This is a genomic window from Sphingobacterium sp. MYb382 (assembly GCF_037572665.1).
Classification (GTDB): domain Bacteria; phylum Bacteroidota; class Bacteroidia; order Sphingobacteriales; family Sphingobacteriaceae; genus Sphingobacterium.
Genome location: NZ_JBBGZT010000012.1, coordinates 18,547 through 33,950, shown reverse-complemented (window position 1 = coordinate 33,950; position 15,404 = coordinate 18,547). Strand labels below are relative to the sequence as shown.

The following is a 15,404-nucleotide window of genomic DNA, read 5'->3' as shown; positions in this document are numbered from 1 at the left end:
GAACATTATTTTTTTGAAACAAGGAATAATTGGTGACCAGCTTTGACGGTCACTTTCGGGGTTCTTATTTTTTTGGAGAAAAACCCCGAAACGCCTTGCACCACGCCACGACTCAAATCACCCGCCATTTGCTGTCCTGCGGAGCGGGTCATCATGATACTGGTTCCCGATGTTTGGCTCATATTAGAGGCGATTTCCGTTAAGGCATTCATTTCAGGTGAATATGGCACAAACAATCCTTGTTGTCCGTCCGTGTCATGCACGGTTATATCAACAGGAAAAATGTTGCCTTCAAATTCGATGGATGTTATCTTTAGTTGTAATCTGCCAGCTTGAAACTTAGCATTCGCCGTTAGTACCGTTCCAGTCGGAATGGTTCTGCTCGCCGTACTTGCTGTTTCCAACAAACGTAATCTTACACCACTCTCGCCAGTCACAATTTGTGTTTCCTGTACTACCGCTCTGATACTATTTTTTGGTTGGATAACCTGCTCTGATACTCCTGTCGTATAAAAACCTCGATTTCGGGTTTCTTTCCAGCTTGCCAAAAAAACACTGTCGGTCGGTTCCCTATACAATGCAGATACGGCATTTTTTCTTACAGGCGCAAATGCTACAAAGTGTTCTTTTTGGGAATCTCTCTTCGTTAAAACAGTTGTAGTGTCCACATTATTGAGCTGCTCCTGATTGCCTGACGGCAGATATTTCGCAGCTATCTCATATGATTTTTCCATCAAATCCAACTGGTCTTGAACGGTAGTGTTAGGCGGTACTTCTTTTTCTGCCAATTGCTCTTTCAGTTCCTCAATCTGTTTACGGAGTTCCTGTGTTTCGTAATCGTTGTTGTCATAGAACGTGGTTAGCGTACTTTGGGCATTACGGTAACTGTTAAGAGCGGGATTGCTAGTTCTGCGTGTACCGCTACCATTTTTGTAATCCTCATCAGGATAATCAACTTCTTCATCCATGCTACTTTCCGTGTTCCAGTAATCAGAAAGAGACGTCAGCGAGTTACGCCTTTCTTGCTCTTTCTGCTCGAGCATTTCCTGCTCGTAAGCCTTTTGCTTATCGGATTGAAGTACTGCATTGGTAGCCTGCGGTACGGCATCATTCAAACCAATATCTTCAACTTTTTTATTGTCGGATGATGGTTTAAAAATAAGGTACATACAGCCAAAGAATACCACGCCCATAAGAGCAAAGATGATAGGCTTTTTTAGTTTTTGGCTCTTGTTTCCAGCACCGTCTAGGGGTGCATCTGTTCCAGTTTTCTGGTCGTCTTTGACCAGGAAAATTGTTTTTTTGTTTTCGTTATCTTCCATAATTTCTACGTTTTAAAATTGTTGACAAACTGTCCAGTGGATAAACCAAAGACTTATTTTTCTGTATAACAGGGTTTTTGATATGCTCTATTATTAGGCTGCTATCGGACTTGCTAACGTCATAACATACTTTAAGAATCACGATAGTGGACAATAGCGCATAGCTTATAAAGAGCAGTATCGTATAGCGTTGTTGTTTTTTAACAGGCATCGCTCGCCACTGTCCATCTAGCTTTTCAAACCAATTATTTATTCTTGTGCCTAAGTTTTTCATTGCTCATCTTTTTATCGGTCGATGACTTCTATGTCCTTATTTTCCAATACGCTGAATTTTTCGATATTGAAACCCTGTGGATTATTGTCCGAACGGACAGAGTTCACGAGATAGCAGGAGGTTATAAGGTTACGCTTCGTTACATTGCTTGACCGAATAATAAATTGTTTGGCATATGTCTTTACGGCATAAGGGTAGGTATCGAAATTACAGACCACGCTGTCTACTTCAATACGTTGTTGCACGTTCCCTGAAATAATACGGTTGTAGTACCCCTTTTCCGAAAGGTCTTTGTAATAGTCAAAGGCACTTTTGTCAGCAAGGTTGAACGCACGTTTCATGTTGCTTTCAATGGCATTCTTATCAGGTGCGAGCGTAAAGAAGAGTTCATGGAAACGTTTTACATGCTCTCTTGCTTCAACAGGTCGATTAATGGAGGCATCTTGCGAAAGAGCCAACATCAACGATTTGCCGTTGTCCAGTACATAAACCTTTTCCCGCTGTAACTCCGCAAAGCGGTAGGATTGCCAAAGGGCATATCCTACCACTGCGATGCAGAGTACAGCAAATACAATGGCATACAGCCGTATTTGCTTAAAGCTGTTTTCTATATTTCTTAATGTTTTAAATTCCATTTTTTATCAATGTTTATTATTTGTTCATTAATCTGCCACCGATGTTGCCTACGGCAGCTCCAGTTCCCGCACCTGCAATGTTGCCTGTTTTGGATGCTGTTTGATTTACGTTTCGCATGAAGTTTCCACCACCACCAGCTTGGATAACCCAACCCGCTACGGTAGGAATAGTGAAGTAGCCCACAATACCGATAATCATAAAAATGATATACACGGTATTCGACGTGTCAGGGATATAACTCGGGTCGACAAGCATCTCAATATCCCGTTCCAGTATCAGCGATTGTATTTTTGCTAATATGGAACTGAACATATCGGATATCGGTAACCAGAGATAAACGCTGATATATCGGGTCAGCCATTGCGTAAGTGTGGACTGAAAACCATTCCATACACTTATCGCAAAAGCTATAGGACCCAATATGGATAGCACGACGAGAAAAAATGTACGTATTGTATCTATGACGAGTGCAGCTGCCTGAAAAAGTATTTCCAGTAAATTGCGAAACCATTCCTTTATTGCTTTCTCGATTTTGTAGGCTTGCCTATCAAAGTACATTCCCGACATCGTAGCCAAATCAGACGGTGACCACCCCAATTCTTCCAGTTTCTTATCAAAGTCCTCATCGCTTATGAGGTAAGCTGTTTCAGGATTTCGAAGCATCGCTTCCCGTTCCAATTGGTCTTTCTGCACTTGGAGTTGGTTTAGGTCAAATACCTGATTTTCGAGCATACCATGTGTGCCTTTCACAACGGGGCTTAGTACCGCATTGATTGTACCCAATACAATTGTTGGGAAGAACATAATGCAAAGCCCGATGGCGAAAGGACGGAGCAAAGGGAATACGTCTATTGGTTCTGCTCGGCTCAATGCCTCCCATACTTTTAAGGCGACGTAGAACAATGCCCCCAATCCAGCAATTCCTTTTGCCACTGCCGCCATTTCTGCCGATAAAGGCATCATCTCATCGTACAAAGAGCGCAGGAGTTCATGAAGATTATCCCATTCCATAGCCTACCAGTATTTTTGTTCAGCAGTACCGTACAGCTCCAGCACCCTTTTGGTATTGTTCTGTTTTTTAGCCCTCAAAATGCTCACGGAGATATTTTTGTTGGTATAATAGCGAACAAGACTATGATAATCTTTTACCTCTTTGTAAACTTTGTCGATGATGTCCATACGTTCCTTATCATTCAGTGAAAGAGAAGTCGAGGAAACAATCTGTTTCAACTCTTTCAACAGCTCCGCACTTTCGTTAAGGAGCGTTGAATAACCATTGGCAATTGCTGATAATTCCTGTGGTGAGAAATTGGGGTCATTCATCATCTTGCCGAAGTTCTTCACATACATTTCGGACACATCGCCCACAAGTAAAACAGTTTGCTGTACCTTACGGGCATCTTTCACAAGATTGTTTACGGCTTGTAGTTTGTCGTAATACTCCTTGCCCTGTTCATAGACCTTTTTTACCTCGTTAAAATTCTTAACCACATTCGATACAGTGGATGAGGTTTGGATAATTTCGTTGGCACTGTTGATAATGCCCGATGCAAGATTTACAGGGTCAGTTACCACAAATTGGGCTTTAGCGGATGGTGTAACGGCAATCATTATTGCCGTATACACCAGTAACATTGCTTTCTTCATTGTTCTGATTTTTTAATGATTAATAATTATTTGTTTTTTCTCGCCTTTGGAGGGCAATACGTTTAATAGCCTGTTCGACATTGCCATCAAGTTCAGATGCCAATTGCATGACTTCCATTTTTTCGGTTTCTTCCGTGGTATAGGCGAAGTACTCTTCAAGCGACACTTCCGTAGCATATACAGCGGAATGTGTACCACCTAGTCCAATCCACACTTCTTTGTAAAGTCGGCTTGCATCATTGTTCATGTTGATGGAAAGGATTTGAGACTTTTCCTTTTCAGTAAGTCCAAGCATTGCCTGAATGTCATCGAACTTGTTCATGTATTTGCGTTGGTCTAAGAGGATTTTGCAGTCGCTATTATTGATGATGCTTTCTTTGACGATGGGTGACTGGATAATGTCGTCCACTTCCTGCGTTACGACTATAGCCTCACCAAAGAATTTCCTTACCGTTTTGAACAGATACTTAATGTACTCTGCCATGCCCTCTTTTGCGATGGCTTTCCACGCTTCTTCGATTAATATCAGTTTACGCACACCTTTAAGCCTGCGCATCTTGTTGATGAAAACCTCCATAATGATTATGGTCACAATGGGGAATAAAATCTTGTGGTCTTTTATCGCATCAATTTCGAACACAATGAAGCGTTTGGAAAGCAGGTCGAGTTGCTTATTGGAGTTCAATAAGTAATCGTATTCGCCACCTTTATAGTAAGGTTCCAGTACGTTCAGGAAATTTGCAAGGTCAAAGTCTTTCTCACGCACCTGCTTTTCTTCCAGCACCTTTCTGTAGTCGCCTCGCACATACTCATAGAAGCCGTTAAACGAGGGATAATCATCACTTTGCCTGATACGTTCGATATAACCGCTTACAGCGTTGGACAACGCCACTTCTTCCGAACGTGTTGGAGGTTCATCATCTCTTTTCCATAAAGTCAGTATCAATGTTTTGATACTTTCCCGTTTCTCAATGTCAAACACACCATCATCCGTATAAAATGGATTGAATGCAATGGGGTTGTCTTCGGTATAGGTGAAGTAAACTCCGTCTTCTCCTTTGGTTTTTCCCTTAATCAATTCGCACAATCCATGATACGAGTTTCCTGTATCTACAAGAAGCACGTGTGCGCCTTGCTCATAATATTGACGCACCATGTGATTGGTGAAAAAAGATTTTCCCGAACCTGACGGCCCCAAGATAAACTTGTTGCGGTTCGTGATGATGCCCTTTTTCATGGGTAAATCCGATATGTCCAAATGGATGGGCTTGCCAGTAAGTCTGTCAGCCATCTTAATGCCGAACGGTGATGGAGAACTCTGATAATTGGTTTCCTCCGTAAAGAAGCACAGAGCAGGTTCAATGAAAGTGTAAAAACTCTCTTCGCTCGGAAAGTCACCTGCATTGCCTGGCATTGCTGCCCAATAAAGCGTGGCAACATCGACGGTATTGTGCCGTGGCTTGCATTCCATTAAAGCCAATGCACTACCCGTATCGTTCTTTATCTGTTTAAGCTCTGTTGGGTCATCCGACCATGCCATCACATTGAAGTGCGCTCGAATGGAAGAAAAACCGAAACTATGGGCTTCATTGAGGTAACGTTCTATCCACTCTTTGTTAATTTGATTAGCCCTGCTATACCTTGCTAGAGAGTGCATATTACGTGTAGATTTCTCAAACTTTCGGAGGTTCTCATCGCTGTTATCCAAAAATAAATATTGGTTATAGATGTGGTTACAGCTTAGGAGTAAGCCTACCGGAGCAGCAAAGGATAACAAGCAATCGCTACGGTCGGTGGACAATTTTTCATAACGGGTATTCGCTGATACTGTCGTGGGCAAGTCGTCCGTATCGGACAAGGTATGCAAGCACAGCCTTTTGTTACCGATACGAACATCCTCGCTGCCTAAAGCAATGTCCTGCATAGCGGTTCCCGCTTCTCTGGAAAGGGTAAGGTATTGTTCCAGCAATCCCTGTTTATCCTCTATACCAATAATATCATCTTCGGTAAGGCGTTCCAATTTCACAAAACCGCTATCGTTTATAATACGCTCAAATTGCGCCACTGCTTCCATAAACTTGCGGATGGTTTCTTTATCTCTTATTTCTTTCGGGATAAGGACACCTTTACAAAGTGAACTAAAGTTGCTCTGCATCCGCATCCTTTCCTTTGTTGTCTTGGTGAGGAACAGATAACAGTAATGGTTTAGAAAAGGACGTTCGTTAAAATGTTGCTGATAGGATTTTGCGAGAAAACTCAATTCGTCCTGTGCAATATCAGGTGCGTAATTTTCCTTGATGTACCAGTCCTGTTTGTGGATGATAGTGTAATCGGGTAAAGTCTTAATAGCCTTGTGCCACGCCGAGTGAATAGCATCATATTCTGCCGATGCAATTGTAAATAGTTCGGGCAGATGCACCCGAAAGCAAGCCGTAATGTCCGCATCTTTTGAAATGATACAATTGTGTTCTACTGCCAGCAATGGAAACTTGCTTTCTAGCGTTGTGGCTTTTCCTGTATTTCTCATACGACATCGGGTTTAGTGGTGAACTTCAAATAGCGATGTACAGCTTTGCGACAGATGATGTATTTGGGATGCCTATTCTTTGCGCCAAACTTCATCAAACCATGTTCTCCATACTTACCGTTCAGTGAGAATGTCTGCCATACGATGAGCGATGCACCACCAGTCCCAATAAATAGACAGATGTAAGAGTTTACATTTGCCATGTACAGTATCATGGTGAGGATAAGTACGCCGAGTAAGCCCCCTGCAAAAATGAACAGATATTGTGCTTTCAGCCCTTTGAACTCCACCGTTCTTCCAATGCCTTTATTGATATTGTAATTATTCATATAACAATAGATTAAAGGAAGAATGAACGTAGGATTGTTGCGGCTACAATCAAGAAGATACAGGCTCCGAACCAACTTGCTGCTGTCTTCGAGGTGTCAGGGTCACCAGAACTGAATTTGTTATACACCTTTACTCCGCCGATAAGTCCAACTACCGCACCGATGGCATAAATTAATTGGGTTGCAGGGTCGAAATAGGATGTAACCATTTGTGTGGCTTCGGTGATACCCGCTGTACCGTTTCCCTGTGCGAATACACCTAGTGCCGACAGCGAAGCAATGCTTGTCAGCAACATTTTTTTGCTTTGTTTTTCCATGATTAAACTGAATTTATTGTTAAGATTTCCCCGCTTATTGCGGGCTTCAAAACAAAGGTGTCATGGAAATGAAAGCACAATTACGATGTGTCTTTTAGTGGTATTACTTGGCAGTTGGTGGCTTCCACTAGAGAATTAATTTCTATATTAGAGAACTATATAAACCCATTAAAATATTATTGAGTGTATTTATCTAACATAAAGCTTTGGAATTTTAGGAAATTCGGTTCGGAGGGCGAAATTGACCATGAAAAACCGAATTTAAATTTGAACCTTATCAAAGGTTTGAATGTAATTATTGGAGAAAATGATTCTGGTAAAACAGCAATTATTGATGCTATAAAGCTTGTCCTTAAAACTCATAGTTATGATTATATCAGAGTAGAGGATAAAGATTTCCATAACGATGCAAGTCGATTTAGAATTGAGTTAACTTTTGAGAAATTAACACCTGACGAAGCAAAAAATTTTACAGAATGGTTAGGTTGGCTAGGTACAGGAGAAGACACAGAACCTTTTTTAAAAATTAATTATGATGTAAAAAGGCAAGGTAAAAAGATACTTCCTGCTGATATAAAAGCAGGTGTAGATGAGGACGGTTATTTGTTAACAGCAGAAGCTAAAGAGTATCTAAAAGCAACATATTTAAAACCGCTAAGAGATGCCGAAAATGAACTGATTGCCAAACGAAATTCGAGGTTATCACAAATTCTTTTGGGTGATGAAGCATTTAAAGGGAAAGAAAATACGAATGAATTGGTACAGATTTTTTCCACCCTTAAAATAGATTTAGAAAATTATTTTAAGGGTGAATTTGAAGTTAAAACCATTGATGAAATAGGTGTAGAACAATCGAATAAGCCACAGGATGGAAAACAAATAAAAGACAAAATTGATAGTTACATTAAAGGGTTTTACGGTAATAATTATGAAACTGAATTTAATGCTTCTTCAAATGACATAAAAAGCATCCTTGAAAAACTGACTTTATTTCTTAAAGATGAACCTAATCCAGGTTTAGGAACATTGAATAGATTATTTATGGCAGCAGAATTACTTCATTTGAACAAATCAAACTGGAGCGGTTTGCGCTTAGGGCTAGTTGAAGAATTAGAGGCTCATTTACACCCTCAAGCACAAATGCAAGTGATAGAAGCTTTTCAAAAACAAGATGCCATTCAACTTATCCTAACCACTCATAGTCCCAATTTAGCCTCCAAATTAAAACTTGAAAACCTGATAGTTTGCAGCAATGGCTATGCCTTTCCAATGGGTGCAACATACACTAAACTAGATAAAGACAACTATAAGTTCTTGGAAAAATTTCTTGATACCACAAAGGCAAATTTGTTTTTTGCTAAAGGGGTAATCTTAGTTGAGGGCTGGGCAGAAGAAATCCTTATTCCAAGTATAGCGAAATCTATCGGAATTAATCTCACTGAAAAAGGGGTTTCTGTTGTCAACATTGGACACACTGGCTTTGACCATTATGCTAATATTTATTTAAGAAATGTAGAGCCTTTTATGACAATTCCTGTGGCTATTATTACAGATTCCGATATTAGAGAGTATAAAAAAACGCTAAAATTAGATGAAAATGGTAAGCCAGTAAAGGATTCTAAAGGTAAGAATGAGTACGAGTATTTAAAGAGAGAAATAAAAACTATTAAAGAAGAAACCGATAAAAGACTAGCGGATATAATTGGAAAAGCAGAACAACAAGTAAAGTATTTCCCTGCTCCAAAATGGACTTTGGAATATTCATTATTTGAATCTAAAGGACTAACAAAGACCTTTCAGAACGCTGTAAAAGCAATTCACACAGGAACAGATTGGGATACTAGTTTTGAAAAATCACTTGCTGAAAAATTGATAAACAAAGGACTTAAAAAGACTGAAATTGCTTATCAAATTGCCAATGCAATTGACGAAGATTTAAGCGGATTTGAAAAAAAAGAAATTTCAAAAAAAACAATCAAAATCTCTGATGAGAATGATACTGTTAATTACCTTATAAAAGCTATCCAATATGCCACAGGAAATTAACATAACAGATGAGGATATTCGATATGCTGAAAGTGTACTTCTGCCTATAGGTAAAAAGTTTGACGAAGAACGAAAAACGTTTATTCGAAATTTAAGCACAATAGATTTACAAGCTGTTCCAGGAAGTGGTAAAACAACAGCGTTATTAGCAAAATTAGTAATTTTAGAGAAGAAGCTCCCTTTTTATGATGGTTCAGGAATACTCGTTATTTCTCATACTAATGCAGCAATTGACGAGATAAAAGATAAAATACAGAGACATTGCCCAAAACTCTTTTCCTATCCTAATTTTGTTGGAACAATACAGGGTTTTGTTGATGAATTTTTAGCTGTGCCGTTTTATAATCTTGGGTTTAAAAAGAAATTAAATTGGATTGATACCGAAAGATACCAAGAAGAATTAGTAAAACTATTTAATATCATTGCTTGGGATAAAAATTATGAGCAGCCCACAAAATGGTTTTATCAAAGACATATCAATCGAGCTACTGCTGAAGCAAATGGTGACAGCACTCTTGTAAAAGAAATTTGTAAGCAGCTTATAGAAAATGAAGTCCGCGGATTATATTACGATTTCATAACTGATGAAATCAAAAACAGTAAAAATGATGTTCTGTTAAAGAACAATCAGAATAAAAAATTTATTGGATTAAAAGCAATAATTCTTGAAACATTAAAAAAGGGTATAATCTCCTTTGACTATGCATATCATTTTGGGGAACTCTATTTATACAAGAAGCCATTGATTAAAGAAATTTTGCAAAAGCGTTTCCCTTTTGCTTTTGTAGACGAAATGCAGGATATGGACGTTCACCAATATAATTTATTAGAGAAGATTTTTCATGATGGCGGTAGCAGTATTTCGATAATCCAACGAATTGGAGACAAGAATCAGGCTATTTATAGTTCAATTAAAGCAACAGATGTTTGGATAGATAGGGCAGATGTTTTAAGATTAAGTGGTAGCCAACGACTTAGTAAGCCAATAGCTGACGTGGTGAAAAGATTTGCTTTGTATAGCGATGCTAATTTTGATATTGTCGGGCTTAATGAGTGTGTTATAAAACCCCATATCTTGATATTTGAAAATGATACAATCAGCAATCTTATTCCCCACTTTGCTCGAATCGTGAAGACAAATAAAGAAAATAACAGTTTTACTAATCCCGATAAATTAGTTAAGGTTGTTTGTTGGAATACAGATTGGAAAGAGGATAATATCAGCCGCCAAAATATAGCTAAATTACGACTAGAAGATTATCATAAAGGGTATAAGAAAGAGAAAAGTAAGCCAAAACAGGATTATGACTGCCTGAAAAGCTATTTATTATTCTATGATAAGAACAAAAAAACATTAGAACCTTTAAGAAAAAATATTTTAAGCGCTTTCCTGAAAATCTTGAGATTGGAAAACATCAACACCTTGGACGGGCGACCGTATACCAAGAAAAAGCTAATTGATTTCATTAGAGAAAGAGATTTTCTAAAATATGAGGAATTGAATTTAAATCTTTATAACTGGTCGATTGGGATAATCAAAGGGAAGATAGATGATGTATGGAATGGAATTAAAGTATATACCTCTAATTTCTTTGCTATATTTTCTGAATTAGCACTTTCGAAAAGTTCAACGTTTATTAATAGTGACACAACTGGAATACCAATTATTAATACAACAGAACTAGAAGTTACGAATCATTACAAGGAAAATGGAATTGAAATTGAAATCACGAGTATTCACGCAGTAAAAGGACAAACACATTGTGCTACTTTATATTTAGAGTCATATTACCATAGTAATTACGAATCAGAAAGATTAACTAATCAATTCTTAGGGAACAATTTCCAAGATAATAGAGTTCATCACAAGAGTTCTGTTAAAATGGCTTATGTGGGCTTTTCACGTCCAACTGATTTACTCTGTATTGCTATTCATAAAGAAAGGTTTAACGCTTTATTAAAAACAATTGATAAGAATGCTTGGGAAATAGTTACCGTTTAGATTAAAAGATAAGGGGAAGTTGCCTTTTCAGACAAATTCCCCAATGTCAAAATCACCCACATCATATTTCCGCAAATCGGAAGAATTGAAATCTGTTTCGGCGGAGAAGCTCTTATCCAACAACGCTGCAATCCTTTGCGAAGCGCCCTCCATTGAGTTTTCGAGCAGACTAAACAATTCAGTTCCCTGTAATCGCTGAACTATATCCACCGCTTTTTGTTGCAAGGCAGGCTCCAGCACTTCTTGCTGTAACAATGCCCCCACGGTAGTCAGTTCATCAAAGGTAACCCCTGTGGCAAACTCATTGTCGCTGTTCGTATACTCATATTCACTCCATTCTTCTTCCTCATCTTCAAAATCGAGCATATTTCCAAAAACTTCATCCAGCTCTTCCTCTCTCTGCGGATTTTCCCACTCAAAACCTTTCTCGTAGGTTTCTGTTTCAAAAGTATCAGGTATATCGCTTCGTTCATCAGATTGGCTTTTAGTGGTATTCATTGGCACTGTGTGGCGTTCTATCTGTTTCGGAAGTCCCATAATATCTGGTAGGTCGGACATTCGTTCTTTTGGCTTAACCTGCTTTCGCACCGTTTTATAGATGACCACTTTGTCTTTCAATAAAAGAATGATGACAATTATAAGGCACACAAGAATCAATATTTCCATAGCTAAAAAATGGGTTTAAATTTCTCATTAAAATCCTCCGTGATAGCTTTCTCAAACAGTTCAAAATGATGTTCGAGAATATTATCCAAATAGGCATATAACGGTATCTTATCATCACCGATGACCTGTACAATGCGGGAAAGTCGTTCATGATATTCCTGTCGGATGTAGATACTTTTATCACCACGGCGGGTCATGTTGTGGCTATTAAGAAAACGCTCTCCATAACCTACATCGGACGCCCGTTTTTGTCGGGTACGTTCTTTGATTACAGGCTTTTCTACTGTTGTTTCCTTTATTGACTCTGCTGTTGGCTCTTGGGCTGCTAACTCCTGTTCAGGTTTTTTTTTTTGCCCCGCTATGATAGACATAAGGTAATCTTCGTTTATTGGTGCATCCTGTTTTTTCCTGTTCTCCATAACGATTATAATTTGACAGTTTTTAAAAATTCGATGACAAATAAATCTAATCCACAGACTTTCATCAATCTTCTATCAGGAGGCAATAAAGTGGAACGAAAGACAGTTTTTGCAGTAGCCTCGCTTTCTTTTCGAAAACGTTTGCTGTCAGAAATTCGACCTTCCATCACTTGCAGCCCCACCTCGTTAATGACATTTCCGTAGGTTTCGTACAGATGTGACTTCTCTCTACCATCGACTTGGTTCCAAAATAGCCGAATGGTTTCAATAGAAGTTTGTCCTTGCTTCATCAAGACATTCGTCAGTACATCACTAAAGCTCAATGTACTTTCCATGACAACACGGTCTGCCGTAATCGGAGAAAAAATATGATGCATACCTGCCAATGTATTCAGCAAACCCGAAGTGTTGACGGTTCCTGGTAAATCGAAAAAAAACATATCCACGGGAATAGTCGAAGATTGTAAATATGCTTCTGCATCATTTAAAGCATTATCAGCCCTGCTTTGCAGTACGGGGTACGCTTTCTTGTTAATAGAAGAGAATTGACGATGTGCCAACTTTTTTATTACCTCGTTTTGCATGACTGCTTTCAAATCCCGTTCCCGCATTTGGCAAAGGCTGTACTGTGGGTAATCGCAATCAAATACAACCACATTGTATCCCATGCGGTAATGAAGTATGCTTGCAATGATTGTGGTAAAGGTACTTTTCCCCACGCCCCCTTTTTGGCTGGAGAAAGCAATGAACTTTGTTTTGTTTTTTGTTTCCATTATTATTTAATTTTAAGTTTCAATTCTTATAAGGTTTTCCGTCCTGCATGAAGCAATGCCATCATGCTGTAAGTCAATCCAGATTGCAGGTGTTCTTTCAGGCGGTCAGGTCTTCTATTTTGCCATCGTTCCAGCCTTCCTGCTTTCAAGTCCACAATTCTGATGGCATGTTTGCTGTCATGCTCGATGGCATAACAAGAGGATAACCGTCGTGCTATCGGTCAGCTATTCCTGCCAGCCAGATTGGACGCCATCAAGCAGTCTAACTTTCCAGCAATCTTGCATTCCGTCTTTCAGAATTGCTAACGGGAACGAATGCTCGCCAACAAGCTTGCCTGATTGCAATTACAAAGAAGCAGGTTAATTCATTCCATTACTTTGTTAATGTAGGGTTTGGCACTTGCAGGCAGTCCTTGGCAGTGTGCAATAGGATAATGCTTTGAAAAAGGTGTCTTTACTTTGTAATGGCTTTAATGCAATAGGTGAATGGAGAAATCATTGCTTGATATATGCAACAGATGGAACGGCTCAAAGCCGTTTTTTATCGCTTTATCCAATCCGTCCCGCAGGGCGGATTTTCTGTTCACCCGAACAGAGCAAGTTATGTTTTTATCTGCTCGAAATAAATTCCGCAGCTAAAAACAACTTGCCCTTGCAGGGGGCTGGAAAACACCCTCCGAAGTCGGGGTTTATGATTTTATAATGGATTTAGATATGGAAGACAATAAGAGAAATCAAATAAGAAAAGGTGGACGCAAGGCTAAAAAAGACCCTGCTATCCACCGTTATTCGATTAGTTTAAATGATATGGAAAATGCACAATTCCATACCTTATTTGAACAGTCGGGAATGAAAGTAATGGCACATTTTATTACTGCCTGCATCTTTCAGAAGACAGTCAAGACGTTGAAAATCAATATGGATGCTGTCGATTTTCACACGAGGCTGACCAATTTTTATAGTCAGTTCAGAGCCGTTGGGGTGAACTACAATCAAATTGTAAAAATACTTTACCGCAATTTATCCGAGAAAAAGGCATCAGCTTACCTCTTTAAACTGGAAAAACAGACCGCAGAAATGGCGGAGTTATGCCGAAAAGTGATTGAACTGACACAGGAGTTTGAGAAAAAACACCTGCAAAAAGATAAGTAAAATGATAGCGAAGATTGGAAAGGGTGGAAATCTGTATGGTGCAATTTCTTATAATCAACAGAAGATTGACAGCGAAAATGGGCAGCTATTGCTCTTGAATAGAATACCTGAAACCTTGGACAATAATTACTCTACTAATTACTTATATCGGTGTTTTGAACCATATCTGTCTGCAAACATAAGGACGGAAAAACCTGTGCGCCACATTTCGCTAAACCCTGATCCTGCGGATAGGGTCAGCGATGGACAATTCGTCGAAATGGCGCAGGAGTACATGGAACGGATGGGGTATGTTAACCAACCTTACATAATTTTCAAGCATACTGATATTGAACGAAGCCACATCCATATCGTAACTGTCTGTGTGGGCTTGGACGGAAAAAAGATACCTGATAGTTACGACCATCCACGGTCAATGGCGATTTGTCGGGATTTGGAAGAAAGACATAATCTAATACCAGCAACTGACAAACAGGACAAAGTAAACGAATTGGTATTCCGTCCTGTCGATTACAGTGGTGGAGATATCAAGAGTCAAATTGCTTCGGTGGTGCGACATTTACCAAAGTATTATCAATACCCAAGCCTCGGAGCTTACAATGCTTTGCTTTCGCTTTTCAATATTGCGGCAGAGGAAGTAAAAGGAGAGCTAAACGGACAACCCAAAGGCGGGCTTGTATATTTTGCCCTGAACGGAAACGGAGAAAAAGTCAGTAATCCTTTTAAAGCATCACTTTTTGGGAAGTATGCTGGATTAGAAGCCTTACAGAAACATTTTGCGCATTCTAAAGAAAAGATGAAAGGTGACACCAATAGAGCCATCCTTAAAAACACCATCAAGATAACGATGCACACCGCTACTGGTGAAGCTGCTTTTAAAAAACAGTTGATGGAGCAAGGAATAAATACCGTTGTGCGTCGCAACGATGAGGGGCGCATTTATGGGATGACCTTTATAGACCACGAAAGCCGTACCGTTTGGAACGGTTCGCAATTAGGCAAAAACCTATCAGCTAATGTCTTTAATGACTGGTGGAAAGAGCAGTCTGTTGAACAACGGCAAAATGGAAGTGAAACAACTAATATTAATTTACCAACTACTGGTAAAAGTATTGCAGATGAAAACGAAGAAATACATAGTTTTTTTGATTTTCTGAATAAACAGCAACTGACCGATGATTTCGGATTGATAGACGGACTCGGTGGATTGTTGTCCGACGCGCAAGGTGAAGATTACGAGGAACAAGCGTTTGCCAACCGCATGAAAAAGAAGAAGAAAAGAAAGGGCTTATGA

The 15,404-nt window shown here is 39.2% G+C and carries 15 protein-coding genes; 4 read left to right on the top strand and 11 right to left on the bottom strand.

What is annotated here, in order from left to right:
- Window positions 1-5: 5 nt before the first annotated feature.
- Genes traM through WH223_RS05315 form a run of 8 tightly spaced genes read right to left on the bottom strand, consistent with a single transcriptional unit; the run spans window position 6 to window position 7,052 of the window.
- A complete protein-coding gene (gene traM, locus WH223_RS05350; protein ID WP_340046506.1) occupies window positions 6-1,322 on the bottom strand; it encodes a conjugative transposon protein TraM in 1,317 nt (438 codons plus the stop codon).
- The gene (locus tag WH223_RS05345) at window positions 1,312-1,596 is read right to left on the bottom strand and encodes a hypothetical protein (RefSeq protein ID WP_006261896.1); all 285 of its coding nucleotides are present in this window, start codon (window positions 1,594-1,596) and stop codon (window positions 1,312-1,314) included. The genes traM and WH223_RS05345 overlap by 11 nt, the downstream gene beginning before the upstream one ends.
- 11 nt (window positions 1,597-1,607) lie before the next feature.
- On the bottom strand, window positions 1,608-2,231 hold the full coding sequence (gene traK, locus WH223_RS05340; protein WP_006261894.1) for a conjugative transposon protein TraK: 624 nt from the start codon (window positions 2,229-2,231) through the stop codon (window positions 1,608-1,610).
- A gap of 16 nt (window positions 2,232-2,247) precedes the next feature.
- Window positions 2,248-3,243, bottom strand: coding sequence for a conjugative transposon protein TraJ (gene traJ / locus WH223_RS05335; protein ID WP_246926198.1), 996 nt, complete (start codon window positions 3,241-3,243; stop codon window positions 2,248-2,250).
- A 3-nt stretch (window positions 3,244-3,246) separates the two neighbouring features.
- The gene (locus tag WH223_RS05330) at window positions 3,247-3,879 is read right to left on the bottom strand and encodes a DUF4141 domain-containing protein (protein WP_340046505.1); all 633 of its coding nucleotides are present in this window, start codon (window positions 3,877-3,879) and stop codon (window positions 3,247-3,249) included.
- Window positions 3,880-3,898: 19 nt separating this feature from the next.
- Window positions 3,899-6,406 carry a TraG family conjugative transposon ATPase gene (locus WH223_RS05325; protein WP_340046504.1) on the bottom strand — a complete coding sequence of 836 codons (2,508 nt, stop codon included), beginning with the start codon at window positions 6,404-6,406 and terminating at the stop codon, window positions 3,899-3,901.
- Window positions 6,403-6,735: a DUF4133 domain-containing protein gene (locus WH223_RS05320; RefSeq protein ID WP_340046503.1), complete on the bottom strand. Its 333-nt coding sequence runs from the start codon at window positions 6,733-6,735 to the stop codon at window positions 6,403-6,405. Before WH223_RS05320 ends, WH223_RS05325 begins: the two co-directional genes overlap by 4 nt.
- An 11-nt stretch (window positions 6,736-6,746) precedes the next feature.
- Window positions 6,747-7,052 (bottom strand): DUF4134 domain-containing protein, encoded by a 306-nt coding sequence (locus tag WH223_RS05315; protein WP_445265603.1) that lies wholly within the window; start codon window positions 7,050-7,052, stop codon window positions 6,747-6,749.
- 183 nt (window positions 7,053-7,235) lie between these two features.
- Between WH223_RS05315 and WH223_RS05310 the strand changes: the two genes are divergently transcribed.
- The gene (locus WH223_RS05310) at window positions 7,236-9,098 is read left to right on the top strand and encodes an ATP-dependent nuclease (RefSeq protein WP_340046502.1); all 1,863 of its coding nucleotides are present in this window, start codon (window positions 7,236-7,238) and stop codon (window positions 9,096-9,098) included.
- Window positions 9,082-11,100, top strand: a complete 2,019-nt coding sequence (locus WH223_RS05305) for a UvrD-helicase domain-containing protein (protein WP_340046501.1) — start codon at window positions 9,082-9,084, stop codon at window positions 11,098-11,100. Before WH223_RS05310 ends, WH223_RS05305 begins: the two co-directional genes overlap by 17 nt.
- 27 nt (window positions 11,101-11,127) lie before the next feature.
- Here WH223_RS05305 and WH223_RS05300 read toward each other — a convergent pair whose 3' ends face one another.
- The 3 genes from WH223_RS05300 to WH223_RS05290 are packed head-to-tail and all read right to left on the bottom strand — an operon-like array spanning window position 11,128 to window position 12,958.
- A complete protein-coding gene (locus tag WH223_RS05300; RefSeq protein ID WP_340046500.1) occupies window positions 11,128-11,766 on the bottom strand; it encodes a conjugal transfer protein TraD in 639 nt (212 codons plus the stop codon).
- A gap of 2 nt (window positions 11,767-11,768) precedes the next feature.
- A complete protein-coding gene (locus WH223_RS05295; RefSeq protein ID WP_340046499.1) occupies window positions 11,769-12,185 on the bottom strand; it encodes a DUF3408 domain-containing protein in 417 nt (138 codons plus the stop codon).
- 5 nt (window positions 12,186-12,190) lie between these two features.
- Window positions 12,191-12,958 (bottom strand): ParA family protein, encoded by a 768-nt coding sequence (locus tag WH223_RS05290; RefSeq protein WP_340046498.1) that lies wholly within the window; start codon window positions 12,956-12,958, stop codon window positions 12,191-12,193.
- A 714-nt stretch (window positions 12,959-13,672) separates the two neighbouring features.
- Between WH223_RS05290 and mobA the strand changes: the two genes are divergently transcribed.
- Complete coding sequence (mobA, locus tag WH223_RS05285; protein ID WP_340046497.1) at window positions 13,673-14,110, top strand: conjugal transfer protein MobA; 438 nt, start codon at window positions 13,673-13,675, stop codon at window positions 14,108-14,110.
- A gap of 1 nt (window position 14,111) precedes the next feature.
- Entirely contained in the window at window positions 14,112-15,404 is a 1,293-nt protein-coding gene (gene mobB / locus WH223_RS05280) for a conjugal transfer protein MobB (RefSeq protein WP_340046496.1), read from the top strand.

Coding starts and splice junctions, on each gene's coding strand:
- traK (WP_006261894.1), bottom strand. CDS start 2,231: ATGGAATTTAAAACATTAAGAAATATAGAAAACAGCTTTAAGCAAATA.
- mobA (WP_340046497.1), top strand. CDS start 13,673: ATGGAAGACAATAAGAGAAATCAAATAAGAAAAGGTGGACGCAAGGCT.
- WH223_RS05325 (WP_340046504.1), bottom strand. CDS start 6,406: ATGAGAAATACAGGAAAAGCCACAACGCTAGAAAGCAAGTTTCCATTG.
- WH223_RS05295 (WP_340046499.1), bottom strand. CDS start 12,185: ATGGAGAACAGGAAAAAACAGGATGCACCAATAAACGAAGATTACCTT.
- mobB (WP_340046496.1), top strand. CDS start 14,112: ATGATAGCGAAGATTGGAAAGGGTGGAAATCTGTATGGTGCAATTTCT.
- WH223_RS05320 (WP_340046503.1), bottom strand. CDS start 6,735: ATGAATAATTACAATATCAATAAAGGCATTGGAAGAACGGTGGAGTTC.
- WH223_RS05305 (WP_340046501.1), top strand. CDS start 9,082: ATGCCACAGGAAATTAACATAACAGATGAGGATATTCGATATGCTGAA.
- traJ (WP_246926198.1), bottom strand. CDS start 3,243: ATGGAATGGGATAATCTTCATGAACTCCTGCGCTCTTTGTACGATGAG.
- traM (WP_340046506.1), bottom strand. CDS start 1,322: ATGGAAGATAACGAAAACAAAAAAACAATTTTCCTGGTCAAAGACGAC.
- WH223_RS05330 (WP_340046505.1), bottom strand. CDS start 3,879: ATGAAGAAAGCAATGTTACTGGTGTATACGGCAATAATGATTGCCGTT.
- WH223_RS05290 (WP_340046498.1), bottom strand. CDS start 12,958: ATGGAAACAAAAAACAAAACAAAGTTCATTGCTTTCTCCAGCCAAAAA.
- WH223_RS05345 (WP_006261896.1), bottom strand. CDS start 1,596: ATGAAAAACTTAGGCACAAGAATAAATAATTGGTTTGAAAAGCTAGAT.
- WH223_RS05300 (WP_340046500.1), bottom strand. CDS start 11,766: ATGGAAATATTGATTCTTGTGTGCCTTATAATTGTCATCATTCTTTTA.
- WH223_RS05315 (WP_445265603.1), bottom strand. CDS start 7,052: ATGGAAAAACAAAGCAAAAAAATGTTGCTGACAAGCATTGCTTCGCTG.